The sequence below is a fragment of the Pseudomonas syringae pv. tomato str. DC3000 genome, from assembly GCF_000007805.1.
In the GTDB taxonomy this organism is placed as follows: Bacteria; Pseudomonadota; Gammaproteobacteria; order Pseudomonadales; family Pseudomonadaceae; genus Aquipseudomonas; species Aquipseudomonas avellanae.
In genome coordinates this window covers 4,208,908-4,230,959 of record NC_004578.1, presented here as the reverse complement: position 1 = coordinate 4,230,959, position 22,052 = coordinate 4,208,908, and the positions used below count along the sequence as shown (strand labels likewise).

The following is a 22,052-nucleotide window of genomic DNA, read 5'->3' as shown; positions in this document are numbered from 1 at the left end:
ACAGCTTCGGCTATGATAAGCGCTTTGATTTAGTCGGCCTACCCTGGCCGCGCACGTATGTCCAAGGATCCTATGAGCAAGCCCACTCCAGAACCCGCTGCCCATTCAAAGGCAGGCCCAGCCGTACCGACCAACTTCCTGCGTCCGATCGTGCAGGCAGACCTGGACTCGGGCAAACACAGCAAAATCATCACGCGCTTTCCGCCGGAGCCCAATGGCTACCTGCACATTGGTCATGCCAAGTCGATCTGCGTGAATTTCGGTCTGGCCAAGGAGTTCGGTGGCGATACGCACCTGCGTTTCGATGACACCAACCCGGCCAAGGAAGACCAGGAATACATCGACGCCATCATGAACGACGTCAAGTGGCTGGGCTTCGAGTGGGCCGGTGAAGTGCGTTACGCCTCGCAGTATTTCGATCAGTTGCACGACTGGGCGGTCGAGCTGATCAAGGCCGGCAAGGCCTACGTGGACGATCTGACCCCCGAGCAGGCCCGCGAATACCGTGGCACCCTGACCGAGCCGGGCAAGAACAGCCCGTTCCGTGAGCGCAGCGTTGAGGAAAATATCGACCTGTTCGCGCGCATGAAGGCTGGTGAATTCGAGGACGGCGCTCGCGTACTGCGCGCCAAAATCGACATGGCCTCGCCCAACATGAACCTGCGTGATCCGATTCTGTACCGCATTCGTCATGCACACCACCACCAGACCGGTGACAAGTGGTGCATCTACCCGATCTACGACTTCACCCACGGCCAGTCGGATGCCATCGAGGGGATCACCCACTCGATCTGCACCCTGGAGTTCGAAAGCCACCGTCCGTTGTATGACTGGTTCCTCGACAACCTGCCGGTGCCGTGCAAACCTCGCCAGTACGAGTTCTCGCGCCTGAACCTGAACTACACCATCACCAGCAAGCGCAAGCTCAAGCAACTGGTTGACGAAAAACACGTCAACGGCTGGGATGACCCGCGCATGTCGACGCTGTCGGGTTTTCGCCGTCGTGGCTACACGCCCAAGTCCATTCGCAATTTCTGCGAAATGATCGGCACCAACCGTTCCGACGGCGTGGTCGATTTCGGCATGCTCGAGTTCAGCATTCGTGACGATCTGGACCACAGCGCCCCGCGTGCCATGTGCGTGCTGCGCCCGCTGAAAGTCGTGATCACCAACTACCCGGAAGGTCAGGTCGAGAAGCTGGAGCTGCCGCGCCATCCGAAAGAAGACCTGGGCATGCGCGAGCTGCCGTTTTCGCGGGAAATCTACATCGACCGCGACGATTACATGGAAGAGCCGCCGAAGGGCTACAAGCGCCTTGAGCCCAATGGCGAAGTGCGTCTGCGTGGCAGCTATGTGATCCGTGCCGACGAAGCGATCAAGGACGCCGACGGCAACATCGTCGAACTGCGTTGCTCCTACGACCCGGACACCCTGGGCAAGAACCCCGAAGGCCGCAAGGTCAAAGGCGTGGTGCACTGGGTGCCGGCGGCCGAGAGCGTTGAATGCGAAGTGCGTCTGTACGATCGCCTGTTCCGCTCAGCCAACCCGGAAAAAGCCGAAGACGGCGCGAGCTTCCTGGACAACATCAACCCCGATTCCCTGCAAGTGCTGACCGGTTGTCGTGCCGAACCTTCATTGGGTCATGCGCAACCGGAAGACCGTTTCCAGTTCGAACGCGAAGGTTATTTCTGCGCGGACATCAAGGACTCGAAACCCGGTCAACCAGTCTTCAACCGCACGGTCACGTTGCGGGATTCCTGGACCTGAGATGTCCGAGGGGCAGATAGTGCTTTCTATTTACAACACGCTCACCAAGAGCAAAGAAGTATTCAAACCGCTGGATGGCAACAAGGTGCGCATGTACGTCTGCGGGATGACCGTGTACGACTACTGCCACCTGGGGCACGGCCGCAGCATGGTGGCGTTCGACCTGGTTACCCGCTGGTTGCGCTTCAGCGGCTACGACCTGACGTATGTGCGCAATATCACCGACATTGACGACAAGATCATCAATCGCGCACGTGACAACGGCGAGTCGTTCGACGCGCTGACCGCGCGCATGATAGATGCCATGCATGAGGACGAGGCGCGCCTCAACATCCTCAAGCCGGACATGGAACCGCGTGCCACCGACCATATCCCCGGCATGCATGCCATGATCCAGACGCTGATCGACAAGGGCTATGCCTACGCGCCGGGCAACGGCGATGTGTATTACCGGGTCGGCAAGTTTCAGGGTTACGGCAAGCTGTCGCGCAAGAAGATTGAAGACCTGCGCATCGGCGCGCGCATCGAAGTGGACGAGTCCAAGCAGGATCCACTGGACTTCGTGCTCTGGAAAGGCGTCAAGCCAGGCGAGCCGAGCTGGGAGTCGCCGTGGGGTGCGGGTCGCCCGGGCTGGCACATCGAATGCTCGGTGATGTCCACCTGCTGCCTGGGTGACACCTTCGACATTCATGGCGGCGGCAGCGATCTCGAGTTTCCGCACCATGAAAACGAAATCGCCCAAAGCGAAGCGGCCACTGGCAAGCCTTACGCCAACGCCTGGTTACACTGCGGGATGATCCGCATCAATGGCGAGAAGATGTCCAAGTCCTTGAACAACTTCTTCACCCTTCGCGACGTGCTGGAAAAATACCACCCGGAAGTGGTGCGTTACCTGTTGGTGTCGAGCCACTATCGCAGCGCGATCAACTATTCCGAAGACAGCCTGCGCGAGTCCAAGGCAGCTCTGGAGCGCTTCTATCACGCGCTCAAAGGCTTGCCGGCTGCCGAGCCTGCAGGTGGCGAGGCGTTCGTCGAGCGTTTCACCACCGCGATGAACGATGACTTCGGTACACCGGAAGCCTGCGCAGTGCTGTTCGAGATGGTTCGTGAAATCAACCGCCTGCGTGAAACCGACGTTGCAGCAGCGGCGGGCCTGGCGGCGCGTTTGAAGCAACTGGCCAGCGTGCTGGGTGTGCTGCAGCTGGAAGCCGACGACTTTTTGCGCGCAGGCGCGCAAGGGCGGGTCGATGCAGCAGAGGTAGAAGCGCTGATTCAGGCGCGTCTGGCCGCGCGTGCAGCCAAAGACTGGGCCGAGTCCGACCGAATCCGCGACCAGATCACCGCCATGGGCGTGCTTCTGGAAGACGGCAAGGGCGGCACGACCTGGCGTCTGGGGGACTGATTAGATAAGGCTGCCTGAACTCCGCAGTGGCTTGCACTGGGTGACGCGGAGCGTCACGAAATGCATTCCCAAGCGGAGCGTGGGAACGATAAAGGACTATCCCTGAAACACTGTCGTGCCCATGCTCCGCGTGGGTATGCTGTTCTTGTCCCATCTTCGCTGTGCGGCCTGCCGAGCTCAAAAGCTAAACAATCCGCTGTTCCCGCAACCGCTTGTACAGCGTGTTGCGGCTCACGCCCAACTGTTTGGCCAGCAGTGAAATATTTCCGCCCGCGGCCTGCAACTGGTGGCTCAGGTCTTGCGTCGACGACTGTCGGTAGGGCGATTGACGGGCTTGCGCCGTCTCCCGGCATTCCTCATCCATGCCCACATCCAGCAGAAAGTCTTCCGGCAGGTGTTCGGCACTGATCGGCTGCTCGTCCGCCAATGCCAGTGCCACCTGAATCACGCTGTTGAGCTGGCGAATATTGCCCGGCCAGGGATGGTGTTCAAACAGCTCAAGCACCTCTCGGGAAAACCCCGCCCGTTGATGCGCGTCGCGATGCCGCTCCCAGATACGCTGGATGAGTGCATGTTTGTCGGTGCGCTCGCGCAATGGTGGCAATTCGATGTTGAGCCCGCTGATTCGATAATAAAGGTCCTGACGAAAATGCCCGGTCTGCACCTGATCACGCAGGGTTCGGTTGGTGGCGGATATCAGCCGTATGTCTACCGGATACAACTCGCTGCTGCCCAGTGGTTGAACGCAGCGCTCCTGCAACACCCGTAGCAATCGCGCCTGCACCGGCATCGGCATGTCGCCGACCTCATCGAGAAACAGCGTGCCTTTATCGGCCTTGCGAATCAGCCCGATGCTGCCTTTCTGGTTTGCGCCGGTAAACGCGCCTCTCTCGTAGCCAAACAGCTCGGCCTCGACCAAATCGGCCGGAATTGCCGCGCAGTTCACCGCGATCAGTGGCTCGCTGGCGCGCGAACCGGCCTGATGCAGCGCTTTGACGAACACTTCCTTGCCCACCCCGGTTTCCCCGTGAATCAACAACGGTATGTCTTTTTCCAGCAGGCGCTGCGCCTGGAGCACGGCTTTCTCGATTCTTGCATCGCCGAGGCTGATCGCCTCCAGATCGAGGCTGCGCGGCGCAACAGGTGCCTGAGCGGGCTTTACGCTGTGCAGCTTGAGCGGCTTGCGAGTCGGACGCTTGAGTAGGCATTGAAAGCGATTGTTGCCAAACGCATGCAGCGCGAAGGGGCGCGCTTGCGTCTCGCTCAGCAGTTGCAGAATCGGGCACTTGAACAGCGTCTCGATATTGACACCAGAAAGCCGGGTGCCCAGCAAATTGTCGGCGCGGCGATTAGCGCAGAGAATCCGGCCGCTTTCGTCGAAAATCAGCAGGCCTGCCCACTGGCTGTCGAGGTTGTTCAGGGCTGTATTGAAGATCAGCTGGAAATGCGTGTCGCGGAACTGATCGAGGATCAGGCGGTTTTCCACCGACTGGCTCATCATTTTGACCATGCCCAGCGTGTGCGAAGGGGGAAGGAAGCTGTCACTCGACACATCCAGTACGGCAATGATGCGCCGATCGGCATCGAAGATCGGCGAAGCAGAACCGGTCATGAACCGGTTGGCTTTGAGAAAGTGTTCATCCGGCTCGATATGAATCGCCTGTTCGCAGGCCAGCGCCGTGCCGATGGCGTTGGTGCCGGTGCCGCGTTCGCTCCAACTGGCTCCGGCCAGGAAGCCCAGGGTTTGCGAAGCTTCGACGAAACGCTGATTGCCCCACGACTTGAGTAACTGGCCATCAGTGTCGGCCAGCATGATCAGGCAATTGGAGTTGCTGAGGATGTTTTCATAGACCGGCAACACCTCCTGATGGGTGGTTTGCACCAGACCGTGATGGCGTTCCAGCAGCCGGGAAACCTCTGCGCCCGGCAGCTGGCCGAACGATGGACGCGTCTGATGGCTGAGACCGAAGTCCCGGCAGCGAGTCCATGAATCCTGAATGATGAGGTCGTGAGCAAGCGAAGCGCTGGGTTGAGACATGAGGATGCCTGCGAATATGACGTATTGTTTTTGTTTTTAGGTCCCGTCGGCGTGACCATCCTTGCCCGCAACGTCCGTCCAGTGTCGTTCAGATTCGCTCAAAGTCAATGTTCATTTTGTTCAAGTGTTCAATATTTCTGTTCATTTTTGTTCAGCTGCGAAACCCGTTTGACGCCGTAAAACCGGGCGAATGCTCTGGTTCGGGCTTCTGCGCGAAAGTGCCAGAACTGGCACGAATGTCGCTATCTGCAAAGTGTCACGCATTCACCCTTATGAAAAAAACAACAAAGGGCACGCCATGTCACTCACGCTGGAGCATGTCAGTCGCGCAGTCGATGGCCAGATCTGGATCGACGACGCTTCCCTGAGCTTTGAGCCGGGATCATTCAACGTTCTGCTGGGGCGAACCCTGTCAGGTAAAACCAGCCTGATGCGCCTGATGGCCGGGCTGGACAAGCCCGACAGCGGGCGGGTGCTGATGAACGGGGTCGATGTCACACAACGACCGGTTCGTCTGCGCAACGTCTCGATGGTTTATCAGCAGTTCATCAATTACCCCAGCATGACGGTGTTTGAAAACATCGCATCGCCGCTGCGCCAGGCGGGTCTGTCCAGGGACGTGATCCAGAGTCGGGTGCAGGAAACCGCGAAGATGCTGCGCATCGAGAAATTCCTGCAACGCCACCCGCTCGAATTGTCTGGCGGACAGCAACAGCGCACGGCGATGGCCAGGGCGCTGGTCAAGGATGCCGAGCTGATTCTGTTCGACGAGCCGCTGGTCAACCTCGACTACAAGCTGCGCGAAGAACTGCGCCAGGAGATGCGCGAACTGTTTGCAGCTCGCCACACCATCGCCATTTACGCCACCACCGAGCCCAATGAAGCACTGGCGCTGGGCGGCACCACGACCATCCTGCACGAAGGCCGGGTGGTGCAGAGCGGCAAGACTCCCGAGGTTTATCACCGGCCAGCGACCGTATTGGCGGCAGAGCTGTTCTCCGAACCGCCGATCAACCTGATGCCTGGGCGCATTGAAGGCAACGAGGTCAGTTTCGCCAACTTCGTACATTTCCCGCTCAACGTTGATTTACGTGCCGTTGGCGACGGTGAATACCGCTTCGGCGTGCGCCCCAGTCACCTGAGCCTGGTGCCCTCCAATGATGACGATCTGGAACTGGCCGTTACCGTGGAACTGGCTGAAATCAGTGGTTCGGAAACCTTCCTGCACGTGCGCAACGAGTTGTTCTCGCTGGTCCTGCATTTGCCCGGCGTGCATGCCTACGACGTTGACGCATCGATTCGGGTGTACATCCCGACTCATAAATTATTTGTATTCGATCAGCAGGGCGGCCTGATTCAGGCACCGGGCCTGCGTATGGCGAGGGTAGCCTGATGGCCGAGATTCGCTTGCAGAACCTGGCGCACAGCTATAGCGCCAACCCTGGCCCCGAGGATTACGCGATCCGGGAAATGAGCCACATCTGGGAGCAGGGTGGTGCTTACGCGCTGCTCGGGCCGTCCGGTTGCGGCAAATCGACATTGCTCAACATCATTTCGGGTTTGCTCAGCCCGTCTCAAGGGCAGGTACTGTTCGATTCAAAAGTGGTCAACGAGCTGCCGCCGGAGCGCCGCAACATTGCGCAGGTTTTCCAGTTTCCGGTGATCTACGACACCATGACCGTGTTCGATAACCTGGCTTTCCCGCTGCGTAATCAGGGCATGGACGAGGCGCGGGTGCTCATCAAGGTCAACGAGATTGCCGACGTACTCGACTTGCAACCGTTGCTGAAAAAGAAAGCGCGCAACCTGAGTGCCGATGAAAAGCAAAAGGTCTCGATGGGCCGCGGTCTGGTGCGTGATGACGTGTCGGCAATCCTTTTCGATGAGCCGCTGACGGTCATCGACCCGCACTTGAAGTGGAAGTTGCGCCGCAAGCTCAAGCAGATTCACGAGCAGTTCAACATCACCATGGTCTACGTCACCCATGATCAGCTGGAGGCTTCGACCTTCGCTGACAAGATCGCGGTGATGTATGGCGGGCAAATCGTGCAGTTCGGCACACCTCGCGAACTGTTTGAAAAGCCTTCGCACACCTTTGTCGGTTATTTCATCGGCAGCCCGGGCATGAACCTGATCGACGTCACGCCGCAGCCGGGTGGGGTCGGTTTTGCCGATATTCGTCTGCCGCTGTCTGAATCGCTGCAGCACAAGCTCGCCAATACCTCGTGGGAAAGTCTGAAGGTGGGCATTCGCCCGGAGTTCGTGCACGTCTGGGACGGGCCTTACGACGACGCGATGTGCGCGGATGTGACCTACGTCGAGGACCTGGGGACGTACAAGATCATCACCCTGAAACTGGCCGGCCAGTTGCTGAAAGTGCGTCTGCAGGAAGACAAACCGGTGCCGCAAGGCCAGGCCTGGATCAGTTTTCCGGGGCAATGGCTGATGCTGTATGCCGACGATTACCTGCTTGAAGCCGGTCCTGCGAGTGAGGTGCCCCATGCGTAAGGTGCAGAACAACAAGGCCTGGTGGCTGGTGATGCCGGTGTTTCTGCTGGTGGCATTCAGCGCAATCATTCCGATGATGACCGTGGTCAATTATTCGGTGCAGGACATCTTCGATCAGTCCAGCCGCTATTTCGTCGGCACCGACTGGTTCAGACAGGTCTTGCAGGACCCGCGCCTGCATGATTCGCTGCTGCGCCAGTTCATCTACTCGGGCTGCGTGCTGCTGATCGAGATCCCGCTGGGCATCGCGATCGCCCTGACCATGCCCACCAAAGGCCGCTGGTCGTCGTTGTGCCTGATCGTGATGACCATTCCGTTGCTGATTCCGTGGAACGTGGTCGGCACCATCTGGCAGATCTTCGGCCGTGGCGACATCGGTCTGCTCGGTTACACGCTGAACAACGTGCTGGGCATCAACTACAACTATGCCGCCAATGCCTCGGACGCCTGGGTGACCGTGCTGGTCATCGACGTCTGGCACTGGACCTCGCTGGTGGCGTTGCTCTGCTATTCGGGGCTGCGGGCCATTCCGGATGTTTACTATCAGGCGGCGCGGATCGATCGTGCTTCCGGCTGGGCCATCTTCCGGCATATCCAGTTGCCAAAAATGAAGAGCGTGTTGTTGATCGCGGTGATGCTGCGTTTCATGGACAGCTTCATGATTTACACCGAGCCGTTCGTGCTCACCGGTGGCGGTCCGGGCAACTCCACGACGTTCCTCAGTCAGACCCTGACCACCATGGCGCTCGGTCAGTTCGACCTGGGGCCTGCGGCGGCGTTCTCGCTGGTTTATTTCCTGATCATTCTGTTGGTGTCATGGGTGTTTTACACCGCCATGACTCACAGCGAAAAGAATTGAGGGGCTGGTCATGAGTCTGCGCAAAATCATACCGCTGTGGATTTACCTGCTGTTCCTGCTGGTGCCGATCTACTGGCTGGTCAACATGTCGTTCAAGACCAACACCGAGATTCTCGGCGGGCTGACGCTGTGGCCGCAGGATTTTACCCTGGCCAACTACAAGGTCATTTTCACCGACGAGAGCTGGTACAGCGGCTATCTTAATTCGCTGTATTACGTGTGCCTGAACACGGTGATATCGCTGAGCGTCGCATTACCGGCGGCCTACGCGTTTTCACGCTATCGTTTTCTCGGCGACAAGCACCTGTTCTTCTGGCTGCTGACCAATCGCATGGCACCACCGGCGGTGTTTCTGCTGCCGTTTTTCCAGCTGTATTCGTCCATCGGGTTGTTTGACACGCACATTGCCGTCGCTTTGGCGCATTGCCTGTTCAACGTCCCGCTGGCGGTATGGATTCTGGAGGGCTTCATGTCCGGCGTCCCCAAGGAAATCGACGAAACGGCCTACATCGACGGTTACAGTTTTCCCAAGTTCTTCGTGAAGATTTTCATCCCGCTGATTGGCTCGGGAATCGGTGTCACGGCGTTTTTCTGCTTCATGTTTTCCTGGGTCGAGCTGTTGTTGGCGCGCACCCTGACATCGGTCAACGCCAAACCGATTGCCGCGGTGATGACCCGTACGGTCTCCGCGTCCGGCATCGATTGGGGGGTGCTGGCAGCGGCGGGAGTATTGACCATCCTGCCAGGCATGCTGGTGATCTGGTTTGTTCGCAACCACGTGGTCAAGGGCTTTGCTCTTGGTCGGGTCTGAGGAGTCGAGAAAATGGAGTGGATGTCCTGGACACTGCCGACTGCGGCGTTCTTCATCAGTATCGGGTTGTTGCTGGTGGGTATGACGGTATGGGAATTGCGCTCGGCGAGCATCGAGCGTCGCGGTTTTCTACCGATTGTCACCACGCGTGGCGACCGCTTGTTCATTGGCCTTCTGGGTAGCGCCTACCTGCATTTGCTGGTCATTGGTGTGACTGACTGGAATATCTGGGTCGCTTCAGGGATTTCCCTGGTGTGGCTCGTGGTGGTGATGCGTTGGGGTTAGGCGGCAGTCAGGCGTGATCATCAACGTGATCCGCTCGGCAGTGTTCGAAAAGCGGGACTACATAAGAGCAACATTGGAGATGACTATGTTCAATAAGAAAAACAAGCTGCAACATAGCGTGACGCTGGCAACTATGATCATGCTCAGCGGGTTGAGTGTGTCGGCATGGGCGGATCAGTACGAAGAGAAGGCAAAGGAATGGGCGGCCAAAGAGTTCAAGCCGAGTACGCTTTCCGATGCCGAGCAGTTGAAAGAGCTGGAGTGGTTCATCAAGGCTGCCGAACCGTTCCGTGGCATGGATATCAAAGTGGTGTCGGAAACCCTGACCACCCACGAGTACGAGTCGAAAACCCTGGCCAGGGCGTTCACTGAAATCACCGGCATCAAAGTCACCCACGACCTGCTGCAGGAAGGTGATGTCATCGAGAAGCTGCAAACGGCCATGCAGTCTGACAAGAGCATCTATGACGGCTGGGTCAACGACTCAGACCTGATCGGTACGCACTTTCGCTACGGCAAGGCCATGTCTCTGACCGACCTGATGGCCAGCCCTGAAGGCAGCAAAGTCACGTCTCCGACCCTGGACCTGAAAGACTTCATCGGCACCTCGTTCACCACCGCGCCGGACGGCAAGCTCTATCAGTTGCCCGACCAGCAATTCGCCAACCTGTACTGGTTCCGTGCCGACTGGTTCGAGCGTCCTGACCTGAAAAAGAAATTCAAGGACAAATACGGTTACGAGCTGGGCGTTCCGGTCAACTGGTCGGCTTATGAAGACATCGCCAAGTTCTTCAGTGAAGACGTCAAGGAGATCGACGGCAAGAAAGTCTTCGGCCACATGGATTACGGCAAGAAAGACCCGTCGCTGGGTTGGCGTTTCACCGATGCCTGGTTCTCCATGGCGGGCAGCGGCGACAAGGGCCTGCCTAACGGTCTGCCGGTGGACGAGTGGGGCATTCGCGTCGAGGATTGTCATCCGGTCGGTTCCAGCATCACCCGCGGTGGCGACACCAACGGGCCAGCGGCAGTCTTCGCCACCCAGAAATACATTGACTGGCTGAAAGCCTATGCACCGCCGGAAGCGGCGGGCATGACCTTCTCTGAATCCGGACCGGTGCCTTCGCAGGGTAACGTTGCGCAGCAGATCTTCTGGTACACCGCCTTCACTGCCGACATGACCAAGCCGGGTCTGCCGGTCATGAACGCCGACGGCACGCCGAAATGGCGCATGGCACCGTCGCCAAAAGGTCCTTACTGGAAAGAAGGCATGAAGCTGGGCTATCAGGACGTGGGTTCGTGGACCTTCCTGAAGTCTTCCGACGAGAAAAAACGTCTGGCGGCCTGGCTGTATGCGCAGTTCGTGACGTCGAAAAGCGTTTCGCTGAAGAAAACCATCGTCGGCCTGACGCCGATTCGCGAGTCGGACATCAACTCCAAGGAGATGACCGCTCTGGCGCCAAAACTGGGTGGCCTGGTGGAATTCTATCGCAGCCCGGCGCGCGTTCAGTGGTCGCCAACCGGCACCAACGTGCCTGACTATCCGAAGCTGGCGCAACTGTGGTGGAGCCACGTTGCCGAGGCGGTCACCGGCGAGAAAACAGCGCAGCAGGCGCTGGACGGTCTGGCCAAGGATCAGGATGCAATCATGACGCGCATTGAGCGTTCCAAAGTGCAGGAAGCCAGCAAATGTGCACCGAAGATGAATCCTGAGACGTCGGCCGAAGAGTGGTATTCCAAGGCTGAGAAAAGCGGTGGCAAGTTCCTCGCGCCACAACGCAAGCTGGCCAACGAGAAACCGAAGGGTGAAACCATCGCCTACTCCGACCTGCTGAAAAGCTGGGAAGCCGGCAAGAAGTAAGGTGGTGAAGAGGTAACAAAAAACGGCACCCTTGCAGACTGTGTGAAAACCTAGCAATCTGCGCAGCGCTCAAAGAAAATGCTCCGTATCGAAAGATACAGAGCATTTTTCGTTATGGCCTACATCCAAGGTGAGTCCCGCAGCCAGACCAGCCTATTCCCGGTCTCGCTGGAAGAGTTGATCCCCGAGGATCACCTCGTTCGTGTCATTGACCTGTACGTTGCCAAGCTCGATCTGGTGCAACTGGGCTTCGATAAAGCGATTCCAAAAAGCACGGGGCGCCCTGCTTATGATCCCGCCGATCAGCTAAGACTCTACCTCTACGGCTATTTTCAGCGGATTCGCTCATCGCGACGTCTTGAAGCCGAGTGTCAGCGCAACATCGAAGTGATGTGGCTGATCAACCGGCTCAAGCCCGACTTCAAGACCATCGCCGACTTTCGCAAGAACAATAAACCCGCCTTCATCGCGACCTGCCGTGCTTTCGTTCGATTTTGTCGCACAGCAGGCTTGATCGCCGGTGAATTGGTGGCCATCGACGGCAGCAAGTTTCAGGCGGTCGCCTCCTCACGGCGTCATGTGAATTTGAAGCAGCTCAAGCGCCAGGAAGAAAAACTGGATAAGCGCATCGCTCAGTATCTGGCCGAGCTGGATGAGGCCGACAAGGCTGAAACCACAGATTCAATTGATCGCAGCGCAATCAAAGCAGCACTGGCACAGCTTGAGGCTCGACAACAGGATAATCAGAGTTGCCAGGCACTGATGCGTTCGATGGGCATCGAGCAGTTCAACACTCATGAAAGCGATGCCCGAATGATGCGCACGGCCAAAGGGCCACGTGTGGCCTACAACGTGCAAACCGTCGTGGACGCCGAGCATTGCCTGATTTTGCATCATGAGGTCACCCAGGATGGCGATGACCGAAAGCAACTGGAGCCGATGGCCAAGGCCGCCAAAGCAGAGTTACAGCAAGATGAGCTGACGGTCACTGCCGATGCCGGCTACTCCAATGGCAAGCAGTTTCAGGCCTGCGAGGATGCTTCGATTACGGCCTATGTACCGCCCAATCGTTCGAAAAACCCTGGCAGTCATGAAGAGCAGCTCTTTGAGCGAAAAGACTTTATCTATGAGGCCGGACACGATCGTTTCCAGTGTCCGGCAGGCAAATGGTTAACGCTAAAACAGCACAACAAAGGTGATCGGATCTATCAGGCTGAGGTCGATGACTGCGCCAACTGCGCGCTGAAAACGCAATGCACTCGAGCCCAGCGCCGTTATGTCTCACGACATGCCCATGAAGAGGCTTTCGAGCGGATGGAGCAAAGAATGCAGGCGCATCCTGAGATGATGGCCAACCGAAGATCCATCGTTGAGCACCCCTTCGGCAACCTCAAGCAATGGCTATTTGGTAATGGCCGTTTCTTGCTGCGACAACTGGAGGGGACAAAAGCTGAAATGGCCTTGGCGGTGAATGCTTATAACCTGAAACGAGCGATTAAAGTGCTCGGTGTGCGCCATCTGATGGCTTTGATGGGCTGAGCGGTCATTTTTTCGTCTGCTGCCAATACAAAACAAAACGCCCCGAACAAGTCGGGGCGTTTGCTTGGGCCTTCATCAGTGTGTTTTCACACAGTCTGCTTGAGGTGCCGTTTTTTTTGGGGCCAACAGGCTGATCAGTCGTGCAGGGTTTCGGCTGCGTACAGCGTGTTTTCCAGCAGGCAGGCACGGGTCATGGGGCCAACGCCGCCCGGGACCGGAGTAATCCAGCCGGCCCGGGGCAGGGCGGTCTCGTAAACCACGTCGCCGACCAGCTTGCCATCGTCCTGGCGGTTGATGCCGACGTCGATCACGATAGCGCCGGGCTTTATCCATTCGCCCTTGACCAGGCCGGGCTTGCCAGCGGCAACCACCACCAGATCGGCGCGGCTCACATGGCCTGCCAGATCCTTGGTGAAGCGGTGGGTGACGGTGACGGTGCAGCCCGCCAGCAGCAATTCCATCGCCATCGGGCGACCGACAATGTTCGACGCGCCCACCACCACGGCATCCAGGCCGTACAGATCGACACCGGTGCTTTCCAGCAGGGCAATGATGCCTTTTGGGGTGCACGGACGCAGCAGCGGAATGCGCTGAGCCAGACGCCCGACGTTATAAGGATGGAAACCGTCCACGTCCTTGTCCGGGCGAATGCGCTCCAGCAGCAGCGACGCGTCCAGGTGAGCAGGCAAAGGCAACTGCAGCAGGATGCCGTCGACAGCCGCGTCTTCATTGAGGCGGTCGATCAGATTAGTCAGCGCCACCTGAGTGGTCTCGGCGGGCAAGTCGTAGGCCTGGGAGATAAAGCCGACTTCCTCGCAGTCCTTGCGCTTGTGAGAAACGTACACCTGGGAGGCGGGATCGCTGCCAACCAGAATCACCGCGAGGCCCGGCGTGCGCAGACCTTGCTGGCTACGTTCAGCGACGCGTTTGGCGATCTGCTGGCGCAGGCTGGCGGCGATCGCCTTGCCGTCGATTAGTTTTGCAGTCATGACGCGTGATTAACCATCGAGAGGAAATAAAATGAGCGCGCATTCTCGCATGACATGGCGCGAGGGCAAAGGCGCTTGCTCTGCATATTCAGCTAACTCCTTTATCTAGCTGAATTTTTTTCAAAAAAAGGTTGACGACCCCGGGGGCCGTCTATAAGATTCTTCGCACTTGCCGGGCAGAGCCCAGCACTGGTTAAGCTAGCACTGGTTGATTAGGTCAGGCAGAGTTGCAAATCAGCTCGGTGTGATTGAAAGCCCTTTAGTTTGTTATCGCAAGAATACAAATTATATAAGTGCCCGTAGCTCAGCTGGATAGAGCATCCGCCTTCTAAGCGGATGGTCGCAGGTTCGAGTCCTGCCGGGTGCGCCATTAAAGGCAGCTTTGGCACAGCAAGTAAGATACACCGTCACATGCAATATGGTGGGCGTAGCTCAGTTGGTAGAGCACAGGATTGTGACTCCTGCGGTCGTGGGTTCGAACCCCATCGTCCACCCCATATTAAGAAGGGCGCCAGATTCATAGTCTGGCGCCTTTGCTTTAAAAGTCTGAAATGCGGATGTGGTGGAATTGGTAGACACACTGGATTTAGGTTCCAGCGCCGCAAGGTGTGAGAGTTCGAGTCTCTCCGTCCGCACCAGATGTACTTTCGCAGGGTTCCGTTGAGAACCGCGAAAGTCAGAAGAAGCCCGCCAAGTGCGGGCTTTTTGTTGCGTTGAGTTCCGCAAGACTCCAGCGTCTTCCGCGCATTTTTAGTACATTAGTCAGCCCGTCGTGAATCCGGGTTGACTGGTGATGCACTAATGCCCCTGGCTGACACCGCCGTCCGGCAAGCAAAGCCCAAGGAAAAAGACTGCAGCGTCTACCTGCCGTGAAAGTGGTGCCGGTGAGGTGGGAGGGGTTGTTGTTCGGGTTGAAAAAATAGAAGTTCCGGACGAGGAAGAGTACGAAGAGCAAACTGTTGAAGTGTCTGTCGTGGATGGCAAGGCTGTTCGCGTTTAATCGACAGTCATCAAAACTCGCCAGCTCATGGACACCTATCCAGAGTTTGATGCAGCCGGTAAGCGTGTCATGATCATGGCAAACGTTGCAGACGGTACTTACATTGATGAGACTGGCGATACCAAGATTAAATTTATTGAGGTGTTGCAGGAGTCTTCAATTCAGATCGGCAGGAAGAAAACAATAGATGTAGAGATTTCGAAGATGTTGTGACCAAGGCAAAAGGCTGCCGCATCCATTACAGATTGGGTGCCCAGCAGGTCAAAGATGCGATGACGTCAGTCGGTATTGATGATTTTGCGGGATGGGTATTGTCCGACAAGAATGATCGCAATTCGCGCCAAGGGCTTCGCTATGAGCAATTCATTGCGGTGCTGATCAACGGCGTTAAGCAGCTCGATGAGCGTCTGGAGCGTTTGGAAAGCAATCTGGCGTGTGACCAGATGTAGCGGCCCGGGGCTCTGGTCCTGAGTTTATTTCCCCATTGCTGCGTTATCTCTAGGGAAGGTCTGAAGTAGGCATCGATTTTTGACGCTCTCATGGCCTGAGGTTCAAAAAAAGCTCGCCCGATCAGATAATTAGACGTTTTCCGCTCTTAACTCATCGATTTTCCTTCAAACAGCACCTTTCCAAGGCGTTTTTCCGCATTACAGGCGCACCTCTCCCATCGCCAGCAGCCGTTTTCGCACCATCCAAAGGTTCGACAAGGCAAACAGAGTAGCCTGTTGCGCGGTGTTTTTAGCCAGCCCGCGAAACCGGACTTTCGTATAACCAAACTGGCGCTTGATCACGCGAAACGGATGTTCAACCTTCGCCCGTAACTGGGCTTTCGTGAACTCGATTTTGCGATAGACCCGTGCGATCAAACTTTTCTCGCCATGCTTTTTATAACGGCTTGGGCGGGCCGCAATTGACCAGATCATCTGACGATCCTGATGCTCCGCACGCTTGTCCACGCCGGTGTAGCCCGCATCACCGCTGACATAGGTTTCCTCACCATGTAGCAATTGATCAACCTGAGTCACGTCCGCCACATTCGCCGCAGTACCCACCAGGCTATGGACTAAACCCGACTCGGCATCGACGCCGATATGCGCTTTCATGCCGAAGAAATACTGGTTTCCTTTCTTCGTCTGATGCATTTCGGGATCGCGTTTGCCGTCCTTGTTCTTGGTCGAGCTCGGCGCATGAATGATCGTCGCATCGACCACCGTACCTTGGCGCAGCATCAAACCTCGATCACCCAGATAGCCATTGATGACCTGCAAAATCCCGCCTGCCAACTCATGCTTTTCCAACAGACGCCGGAAGTTGAGAATCGTGGTTTCATCGGCGATTCGATCCAGACTCAACCCTGCGAACTGGCGCAGGATCGTTGTCTCGTAAAGTGCTTCCTCCATCGCCGGATCGCTGTAACCAAACCAGTTCTGCATCAGGTGAATACGCAGCATCGCCATCAGCGGATAAGCCGGACGGCCACCTTCGCCCTTTGGATAATGTGGTTCGATAAGGGCAATCAAGCCTTTCCAGGGCACAACCTGATCCATCTCGATGAGAAAGCGCTCGCGGCGGGTATGCTTACGTTTACCCGCGTACTCGGCATCGGCGAAGGTCATCTGTTTCATCAGGGAAGCTCGGTGAAAGGTGTTGGGGTATTTTGCCAAATCAGGAAACCTTTTTCAGAGTTTCCCTAGGTGTTTCAAATATACATGGTACAGTCCGGTCAGTATTTTCATACTTGACGCGAAGGAATGCAGCAATGATAACCCTTGTACAGTCAGACTTGGCTGCACAGAAGATTAGAATAGAAGCGTTTTGTAAACGTGTTCTGATCGTTCTGCTAGTTGGATTGCCGATACTTTCCGCTGTTTTTAATATTGTCTCATGGCTTCGCTATGGCGTTGACCTCCCTTTTCTGGACGATATCAGACCTTATTATCACGAAACTGCGGGCTCCCTCAAACTGCACGACCTTTTCACCTCCTCAAACGATACCCTTTACCCTCTGGGGATGGCACTGGATTCATTGGCGTTCAGGTGGTTGAGTGGGAACACCATTGCATACCAAGCCATCAGCATGACCTTAGTGCTTGGCGGGATACTGTTAATTCAATGGAAATTGCTCGAGTACTGTTTGAACGACAAACTGTTATCCGCAGCTGCCTTTTCAAGCCTACTGATAATGCTGCAGCCCGATTCATACTGGGGCCTTCAAAACATGGCGTACCATCAGGTGCTGCCTTTGCTTTTCATCCTGACGGCCTCACTTGTCAGTGTGAGCTCGTTTGGCACAAAGCTTAAATGCACATTCGGCATTCTTCTGGCGACGGCATCCGGGCTGGTCTATATCAGTGGTGCCTTCGCTTTTCTCGCTTTCTCTGTGGCAATGCTGACTCGTGAGCTGTTTGTGGTTAAGAAGTCGCCACAAGTAATGGGTATGGCGATATCGATGCTTTTACCTTCGATACTTACCAGCCTGTTGCAAGGGTGGGTGATTGTAGGAATACAGCATGGTATTCATCGGGCTGATACTGCAATGGCTTATCCGTGGGATGCCGAATTCTGGATATTCATTCTTTCTAAAATTGCACGATCTCTTTATCTATCCGAGATGTTTCCGTTTTTATCATTGGGTATTGCTAGCCTGGGGCTTGCCTCTCTGCTGCTTATATCTCTGTTGTCGTTGGTAGTGGCTCGACGTTACGGAAACTACGGTGCATTAGGTCGAGTCTCATTTATCGCGTTCCCGGTGTTTGCTGCGATATTAGTTTACCTTGGGCTCGTCTCGGCGGGTCGGGCAAACCTTCATCCAGCAAGCATCGATTCTGGAATGAAGTTGTTTACGTTTGGTTTCGTAAGATTTCATTTCTTCTGGGTGTGCGCTGCGTGGCCACTGGTAATAGCAGCCGTGTTTGCTGCGATGTCGAAAGCCAACAAAGTGTTTCCGGTTTCTCTTGTCATCGTTATGTGTTTCGCATCTGTCGCACTCGTTGTCGGCACAAAAATCACAGAACACGACGCGTACTACAAACAAACCTACGATATACGCGTTGAGAACATCGCATGCCTGAATCAGGGGAATCAGCGCGGAGGTTTCTTCCAGTGCCCCGGCGTTCACCCTGGAATCGACATGAGCCTCATCCTTCGCTACGCGCGTTCTATAGGGGCGTCCTTTGCCGGACTGGCCACCACATCGCCTGCTGCATTCGACACCACAGGTGCGCTCTACAACATTGGATCGGACAAATTCGAGGTCGCAAATATTACCGTTCTCGACACCGACAACCGGATGATGACCGGGTCTGACCCGATGATTATCCTGAGCCCAACCATGCTGGCTACATTGCCCGCTTGCCAACTGTTACAGGTCAGAGTTCGCCTTGAAGTGGAAAGGGCAGATCTGGCGCAGTTGTTTTACACGCCGGTTGGGGAAACGCTCTCGGAAATCAATTCGCTGGTTAAGCCAGTAGGATTGGGCATCAATGAACTGACGTTTGAAATGAAAAGCGACAAAGGTTTTGCCGGATACCTGCGCTTTGACCCAGTCACTGGCGCCCAAAACATCGCGATCCAGAACCTTGAGGTTCGATGCCTGTACGATTTGAAAGCGACTTAAGGCATCGTGTTCTGCCGGCTGAGCTCAGGCGATGTCTGCTGCGGTCCAGCGTCAGCTAATCAGTACAGCAAAAAGTACATCGATTCTTGCCTGTGAATTTTTGTGCCTGTTACCCGGGTTTTTGGGGCCTGAATTTGGTTCCCTCCGTCCGCACCAGATGTACTTTGGCCGGGTTCCACTGATAATCGCGAAAGCTAAAAGAGGCCCGCACAGTGCGGGCTTTTTTTCGTGTCGAGTTCGCATTTGTTCAGCTGTATCCGCGGTTTTCAAGCGCGTCGATCGGTGCGTCTTGACCTCACCTTGGGCAGTTGCCTGAGGGGCGCTGCTTGAAGCCAGGTCATCATCAATATTGGCAGCGGCTTCTTTCAGGTGGTTCTTGCGGGGCGGGTGGCCGCTTACTCGATGACCAGCAATATTCTGGATTGGCACAGAAGAGACGAGTTTTCACCCGGGATCTCTGTAACGACGCTATAGCCGCCGGATTCCAGTGATGATAAATCTGCTGTGAATGAAAAGCCTGACTTCAGGAATTTTTCATTGCCGAATGCTTTTACCAAATCCGGGCGATCAACAATGGTGGGGTTCTTGAACGTGGTGGCGGTGCCCTTGTAGCCCGTCAGGCGAAGTCTGATTTCCTTGGGTGCGCTCTGGTTAGTGGTATCGATCGCCCATCCGTTGAATTGGACCATGCCTTTGGCGACATAAACAGTTGACCCTGTCTTGCCGCCGATGGAGTCTACTGCGCATTTATCTGATGAGTAATGGGTGGTTTTTGTATTTGCTACGTTTTCCTTGTTTCCTTCTTTTTCATTGCAGCCGGTAATGGCTGCGGAAGTTATAGCCAGAAAACTTAGTGCAGCAATCATTTTGTACATATTTTTTCCTGAGCGATGTCGATGTTTTGGTGGCTAGGTATCTTGACTGTTTTAACTGTTCGGCAAGGTGTTGGTGCGGGGTGGAGATTGTGAAATTCACCGTGGTTGAAGCCTCTGTCCTCCCGGCTGGAGAAGCAAAATCAGCGGTCGGAGTATGGAGTGGTTGGTGGTGCAGCACAAGGGCGCAACATCCGGCTGGCTACGCCTTTGCTCGGGTCTTTCCCCTGCGTAGCCAAGGGAGGGGCAAGGGTAGGGTGAGCCGCTGTTTGTGTTGCTCGTTACTGTCTATAGGGGGCTGGTTTTCCGCACCGCGGCTGTCCACCCTTTAAGTAAGCTGTTGTGATGGCATGAGCGACTGTCTTTTCGTTATCGTTATGTATTGACAATGATGCGATGATTTCATGCTTTTTCAATGTTGATGTTTTGCGGGGTGATGTGGTCGTGTCGGGCGGCAGGCCTTCAATGTTTTGCTTCGGTAAGTTGTCTTGCTTTTCGACGGTGTACAGCAAGATTTTCCGAAGTCTCGGCGCGTGTGATGTGGGTGCATCAGCCTGAGCTTTCGTTATTGATGATGATTTTTGAATTGGCAGTCGGTGTCAGAACTGGTCTGCGCAAAAATTGTCCGTCTGGTCAATTGCTTGCCATGGGTGGCGCGTCCAGGCTGCGTTGTGTACGATGCGCGCCGGGTTCAATAAGGCTTCGAGGCTGAAGTCATGTATGGCAGGCATCTGGTTGATTTTAGAATTTTCCATCTGCCAGGTCCCGTATGGCTCGGGTGAGAACGCCCAGACTGCAAAAAAGCTAAATGAAAATGGCCGCCTTGAGCGGTTTTGTTGTTTCAACGTATTCGTTTTACCGCCTCGCAGGCCCAGCGGCTGCATCGCCGCTGGTCGAGTGGGGCGCTGTGTAGAGGGGTCGGTGATCGTTCGGTGCAGGTGCTTCCTTATATAGACGCCGTGCCAGACCTGTCGCGAATGGTGCGAGGTGTATGTTTTTCACCTCTGGCCGTAGGCCGATTCCTTTTTTAACCCGCCCTTTTTCAGTAGGGTGACTTCTTGAGTTTGACCCACTAGAATGCATGCCCTTGATTCTGGGGTCGGAAACGGCCGGCTAACGTCTGTGCAACGAGGAATATCCATGCAAGTTTCTGTTGAAAATACTTCCGCTCTTGAGCGCCGCATGACCATTGGCGTGCCTGCCGAACGCATCGAGACTGAAGTCAACAAGCGTCTGCAGCAGACTGCACGTAAAGCCAAGATCCCGGGCTTCCGCCCTGGCAAGGTGCCGATGAGCGTGATTCGTCAGCGTTACGAAGACGGTGCACGCCAGGAAGCACTGGGCGATCTGATTCAGGCTACCTTCTATGAAGCTGTCGTCGAGCAAAAGCTGAACCCGGCGGGTGCTCCTGCTGTAGAGCCAAAATCGTTCGAAAAAGGCAAAGATCTGGAATACGTGGCTACTTTTGAAGTATTCCCGGAATTCACCGTCGCCGGTTTCGACACCATCGCCGTAGAACGTCTGTCCGCCGATGTCGCTGACAGCGATCTGGACAACATGCTGGAAGTGCTGCGCAAGCAGAACGTTCGCTTCGAAGTGGCCGACCGTGCCGCCCAGAACGAAGACCAGCTGAACATTGATTTCGAGGGCAAGGTCGACGGCGAAGTATTCGCTGGCGGTTCCGCCACCGCCACCCAGCTGGTTCTGGGTTCCGGCCGCATGATCCCTGGTTTCGAAGACGGTCTGGTTGGCGCCAAGGCCGGTGAAGAGCGCGTTCTGAACGTGACCTTCCCTGAGGACTATCAGAACCTCGACCTGGCCGGCAAGGCTGCCGAGTTCACTGTCACCGTCAATACCGTTTCCGAGCCAAAGCTGCCTGAGCTGAACGAAGAGTTCTTCAAGCAGTTCGGCATCAAGGAAACCGGTATCGAAGGCTTCCGCACCGAAGTTCGCAAGAACATGGAGCGCGAGCTGCGTCAGGCGATCAAGTCCAAGGTCAAGAATCAGGTCATGGACGGTCTGCTGGCCGCCAACCCGATCGAAGTGCCTAAAGCGCTGCTGGAAAACGAAGTCAACCGTCTGCGCGTCCAGGCTGTTCAGCAGTTCGGCGGCAACATCAAGCCAGACCAGCTGCCTGCAGAGCTGTTTGAAGAGCAGGCCAAGCGTCGCGTAGAGCTGGGTCTGATCGTTGCCGAGGTTGTCAAGCAGTTCGACCTGAAGCCTGACGATGCTCGCGTTCGTGAAATGATCCAGGAAATGGCGTCCGCCTATCAGGAACCTGAACAGGTTGTTGCCTGGTACTACAAGAACGAGCAGCAAATGAACGAGGTACGTTCTGTTGTGCTTGAAGAGCAAGTTGTAGATACTGTTTTGCAGAAAGCTAGCGTGACCGACAAATCGGTCTCCTACGAAGAAGCTGTCAAGCCGGTGGAAGCTGCAAAAGCCGACTGATTCTCTTTTTCGTGCGAAAACACCCACAAGCCAGCCTTCGCGCTGGCTTGTGCGTAT

18 protein-coding genes and 3 tRNA genes are annotated in these 22,052 nt (G+C 55.8%); 16 read left to right on the top strand and 5 right to left on the bottom strand.

Translation table 11 applies throughout. The annotated features are described in order from the left end of the window. The first annotated feature begins 72 nt into the window (after positions 1 to 72). Together PSPTO_RS19360 and cysS are read left to right on the top strand one after the other, a co-directional pair. Entirely contained in the window at positions 73 to 1,767 is a 1,695-nt protein-coding gene (locus tag PSPTO_RS19360; protein WP_044393841.1) for a glutamine--tRNA ligase/YqeY domain fusion protein, read from the top strand. A gap of 19 nt (positions 1,768 to 1,786) precedes the next feature. Further along, complete coding sequence (cysS, locus tag PSPTO_RS19355; RefSeq protein WP_005769192.1) at positions 1,787 to 3,169, top strand: cysteine--tRNA ligase; 1,383 nt, start codon at positions 1,787 to 1,789, stop codon at positions 3,167 to 3,169. 184 nt (positions 3,170 to 3,353) lie between these two features. Here cysS and PSPTO_RS19350 read toward each other — a convergent pair whose 3' ends face one another. Beyond that, a complete protein-coding gene (locus PSPTO_RS19350) occupies positions 3,354 to 5,207 on the bottom strand; it encodes a sigma-54-dependent Fis family transcriptional regulator (RefSeq protein ID WP_005769193.1) in 1,854 nt (617 codons plus the stop codon). A 298-nt stretch (positions 5,208 to 5,505) separates the two neighbouring features. Here PSPTO_RS19350 and PSPTO_RS19345 point away from each other — a divergent pair, with 298 nt between their 5' ends. The 7 genes from PSPTO_RS19345 to PSPTO_RS19315 all read left to right on the top strand — a co-directional run bounded on the left by PSPTO_RS19345 (position 5,506) and on the right by PSPTO_RS19315 (position 13,067). Continuing rightward, positions 5,506 to 6,600, top strand: coding sequence for an ABC transporter ATP-binding protein (locus PSPTO_RS19345; RefSeq protein ID WP_005740065.1), 1,095 nt, complete (start codon positions 5,506 to 5,508; stop codon positions 6,598 to 6,600). Further along, positions 6,600 to 7,715, top strand: coding sequence for an ABC transporter ATP-binding protein (locus tag PSPTO_RS19340; protein ID WP_011104697.1), 1,116 nt, complete (start codon positions 6,600 to 6,602; stop codon positions 7,713 to 7,715). Before PSPTO_RS19345 ends, PSPTO_RS19340 begins: the two co-directional genes overlap by 1 nt. Continuing rightward, entirely contained in the window at positions 7,708 to 8,574 is an 867-nt protein-coding gene (locus tag PSPTO_RS19335) for a carbohydrate ABC transporter permease (protein ID WP_002552729.1), read from the top strand. Before PSPTO_RS19340 ends, PSPTO_RS19335 begins: the two co-directional genes overlap by 8 nt. Positions 8,575 to 8,584: 10 nt before the next feature. Next, positions 8,585 to 9,385 (top strand): carbohydrate ABC transporter permease, encoded by an 801-nt coding sequence (locus PSPTO_RS19330; RefSeq protein WP_003376266.1) that lies wholly within the window; start codon positions 8,585 to 8,587, stop codon positions 9,383 to 9,385. A gap of 12 nt (positions 9,386 to 9,397) precedes the next feature. Continuing rightward, positions 9,398 to 9,670, top strand: a complete 273-nt coding sequence (locus PSPTO_RS19325; protein ID WP_003376264.1) for a DUF2160 domain-containing protein — start codon at positions 9,398 to 9,400, stop codon at positions 9,668 to 9,670. An 85-nt stretch (positions 9,671 to 9,755) separates the two neighbouring features. Next, positions 9,756 to 11,528 carry an ABC transporter substrate-binding protein gene (locus PSPTO_RS19320; RefSeq protein ID WP_011104696.1) on the top strand — a complete coding sequence of 591 codons (1,773 nt, stop codon included), beginning with the start codon at positions 9,756 to 9,758 and terminating at the stop codon, positions 11,526 to 11,528. A 114-nt stretch (positions 11,529 to 11,642) separates the two neighbouring features. Beyond that, positions 11,643 to 13,067 carry an IS1182-like element ISPsy6 family transposase gene (locus PSPTO_RS19315; RefSeq protein WP_164923171.1) on the top strand — a complete coding sequence of 475 codons (1,425 nt, stop codon included), beginning with the start codon at positions 11,643 to 11,645 and terminating at the stop codon, positions 13,065 to 13,067. Between the two features lie 134 nt (positions 13,068 to 13,201). Here the strand turns inward: PSPTO_RS19315 and folD are convergent, their stop codons facing one another. Next, positions 13,202 to 14,056: a bifunctional methylenetetrahydrofolate dehydrogenase/methenyltetrahydrofolate cyclohydrolase FolD gene (folD, locus tag PSPTO_RS19310; RefSeq protein WP_005769204.1), complete on the bottom strand. Its 855-nt coding sequence runs from the start codon at positions 14,054 to 14,056 to the stop codon at positions 13,202 to 13,204. 293 nt (positions 14,057 to 14,349) lie between these two features. On the opposite strand from folD, the gene PSPTO_RS19305 reads away from it, so the two are divergent. The 5 genes from PSPTO_RS19305 (at position 14,350) to PSPTO_RS19285 (ending at position 15,505) form a co-directional block, all read left to right on the top strand. Continuing rightward, positions 14,350 to 14,426: transfer RNA gene (locus tag PSPTO_RS19305), tRNA-Arg, on the top strand. Between the two features lie 51 nt (positions 14,427 to 14,477). After that, positions 14,478 to 14,553 (top strand) — tRNA-His (locus tag PSPTO_RS19300). Positions 14,554 to 14,609: 56 nt separating this feature from the next. Further along, positions 14,610 to 14,694, top strand: a tRNA-Leu gene (locus PSPTO_RS19295). Positions 14,695 to 15,083: 389 nt separating this feature from the next. After that, positions 15,084 to 15,269, top strand: coding sequence for a hypothetical protein (locus tag PSPTO_RS19290; protein WP_005769206.1), 186 nt, complete (start codon positions 15,084 to 15,086; stop codon positions 15,267 to 15,269). Further along, the gene (locus tag PSPTO_RS19285) at positions 15,266 to 15,505 is read left to right on the top strand and encodes a hypothetical protein (RefSeq protein WP_005769208.1); all 240 of its coding nucleotides are present in this window, start codon (positions 15,266 to 15,268) and stop codon (positions 15,503 to 15,505) included. Before PSPTO_RS19290 ends, PSPTO_RS19285 begins: the two co-directional genes overlap by 4 nt. Positions 15,506 to 15,703: 198 nt before the next feature. On the opposite strand, the gene PSPTO_RS19280 is transcribed toward PSPTO_RS19285, so the two are convergent. Then, positions 15,704 to 16,681, bottom strand: a complete 978-nt coding sequence (locus PSPTO_RS19280) for an IS5-like element ISPssy family transposase (protein WP_007247571.1) — start codon at positions 16,679 to 16,681, stop codon at positions 15,704 to 15,706. A 134-nt stretch (positions 16,682 to 16,815) separates the two neighbouring features. On the opposite strand from PSPTO_RS19280, the gene PSPTO_RS19275 reads away from it, so the two are divergent. Then, positions 16,816 to 18,672, top strand: a complete 1,857-nt coding sequence (locus PSPTO_RS19275; protein ID WP_011104695.1) for a hypothetical protein — start codon at positions 16,816 to 16,818, stop codon at positions 18,670 to 18,672. Positions 18,673 to 19,067: 395 nt separating this feature from the next. Here PSPTO_RS19275 and PSPTO_RS19270 read toward each other — a convergent pair whose 3' ends face one another. Both PSPTO_RS19270 and PSPTO_RS19265 read right to left on the bottom strand, forming a co-directional pair. Continuing rightward, entirely contained in the window at positions 19,068 to 19,547 is a 480-nt protein-coding gene (locus PSPTO_RS19270) for a lipoprotein (RefSeq protein ID WP_005770745.1), read from the bottom strand. A 596-nt stretch (positions 19,548 to 20,143) separates the two neighbouring features. Further along, positions 20,144 to 20,428, bottom strand: coding sequence for a hypothetical protein (locus tag PSPTO_RS19265; RefSeq protein WP_162491834.1), 285 nt, complete (start codon positions 20,426 to 20,428; stop codon positions 20,144 to 20,146). A 256-nt stretch (positions 20,429 to 20,684) separates the two neighbouring features. Here PSPTO_RS19265 and tig point away from each other — a divergent pair, with 256 nt between their 5' ends. Then, positions 20,685 to 21,995, top strand: coding sequence for a trigger factor (tig, locus tag PSPTO_RS19260; RefSeq protein ID WP_007245213.1), 1,311 nt, complete (start codon positions 20,685 to 20,687; stop codon positions 21,993 to 21,995). Positions 21,996 to 22,052 lie beyond the last annotated feature (57 nt).

Coding starts and splice junctions, on each gene's coding strand:
- PSPTO_RS19360 (WP_044393841.1), top strand. CDS start 73: ATGAGCAAGCCCACTCCAGAACCCGCTGCCCATTCAAAGGCAGGCCCA.
- PSPTO_RS19350 (WP_005769193.1), bottom strand. CDS start 5,207: ATGTCTCAACCCAGCGCTTCGCTTGCTCACGACCTCATCATTCAGGAT.
- PSPTO_RS19345 (WP_005740065.1), top strand. CDS start 5,506: ATGTCACTCACGCTGGAGCATGTCAGTCGCGCAGTCGATGGCCAGATC.
- PSPTO_RS19340 (WP_011104697.1), top strand. CDS start 6,600: ATGGCCGAGATTCGCTTGCAGAACCTGGCGCACAGCTATAGCGCCAAC.
- PSPTO_RS19335 (WP_002552729.1), top strand. CDS start 7,708: ATGCGTAAGGTGCAGAACAACAAGGCCTGGTGGCTGGTGATGCCGGTG.
- PSPTO_RS19330 (WP_003376266.1), top strand. CDS start 8,585: ATGAGTCTGCGCAAAATCATACCGCTGTGGATTTACCTGCTGTTCCTG.
- PSPTO_RS19325 (WP_003376264.1), top strand. CDS start 9,398: ATGGAGTGGATGTCCTGGACACTGCCGACTGCGGCGTTCTTCATCAGT.
- PSPTO_RS19320 (WP_011104696.1), top strand. CDS start 9,756: ATGTTCAATAAGAAAAACAAGCTGCAACATAGCGTGACGCTGGCAACT.
- PSPTO_RS19315 (WP_164923171.1), top strand. CDS start 11,643: ATGGCCTACATCCAAGGTGAGTCCCGCAGCCAGACCAGCCTATTCCCG.
- folD (WP_005769204.1), bottom strand. CDS start 14,056: ATGACTGCAAAACTAATCGACGGCAAGGCGATCGCCGCCAGCCTGCGC.
- PSPTO_RS19290 (WP_005769206.1), top strand. CDS start 15,084: ATGGACACCTATCCAGAGTTTGATGCAGCCGGTAAGCGTGTCATGATC.
- PSPTO_RS19280 (WP_007247571.1), bottom strand. CDS start 16,681: ATGAAACAGATGACCTTCGCCGATGCCGAGTACGCGGGTAAACGTAAG.
- PSPTO_RS19275 (WP_011104695.1), top strand. CDS start 16,816: ATGATAACCCTTGTACAGTCAGACTTGGCTGCACAGAAGATTAGAATA.
- PSPTO_RS19270 (WP_005770745.1), bottom strand. CDS start 19,547: ATGTACAAAATGATTGCTGCACTAAGTTTTCTGGCTATAACTTCCGCA.
- PSPTO_RS19265 (WP_162491834.1), bottom strand. CDS start 20,428: ATGCAGCCGCTGGGCCTGCGAGGCGGTAAAACGAATACGTTGAAACAA.
- tig (WP_007245213.1), top strand. CDS start 20,685: ATGCAAGTTTCTGTTGAAAATACTTCCGCTCTTGAGCGCCGCATGACC.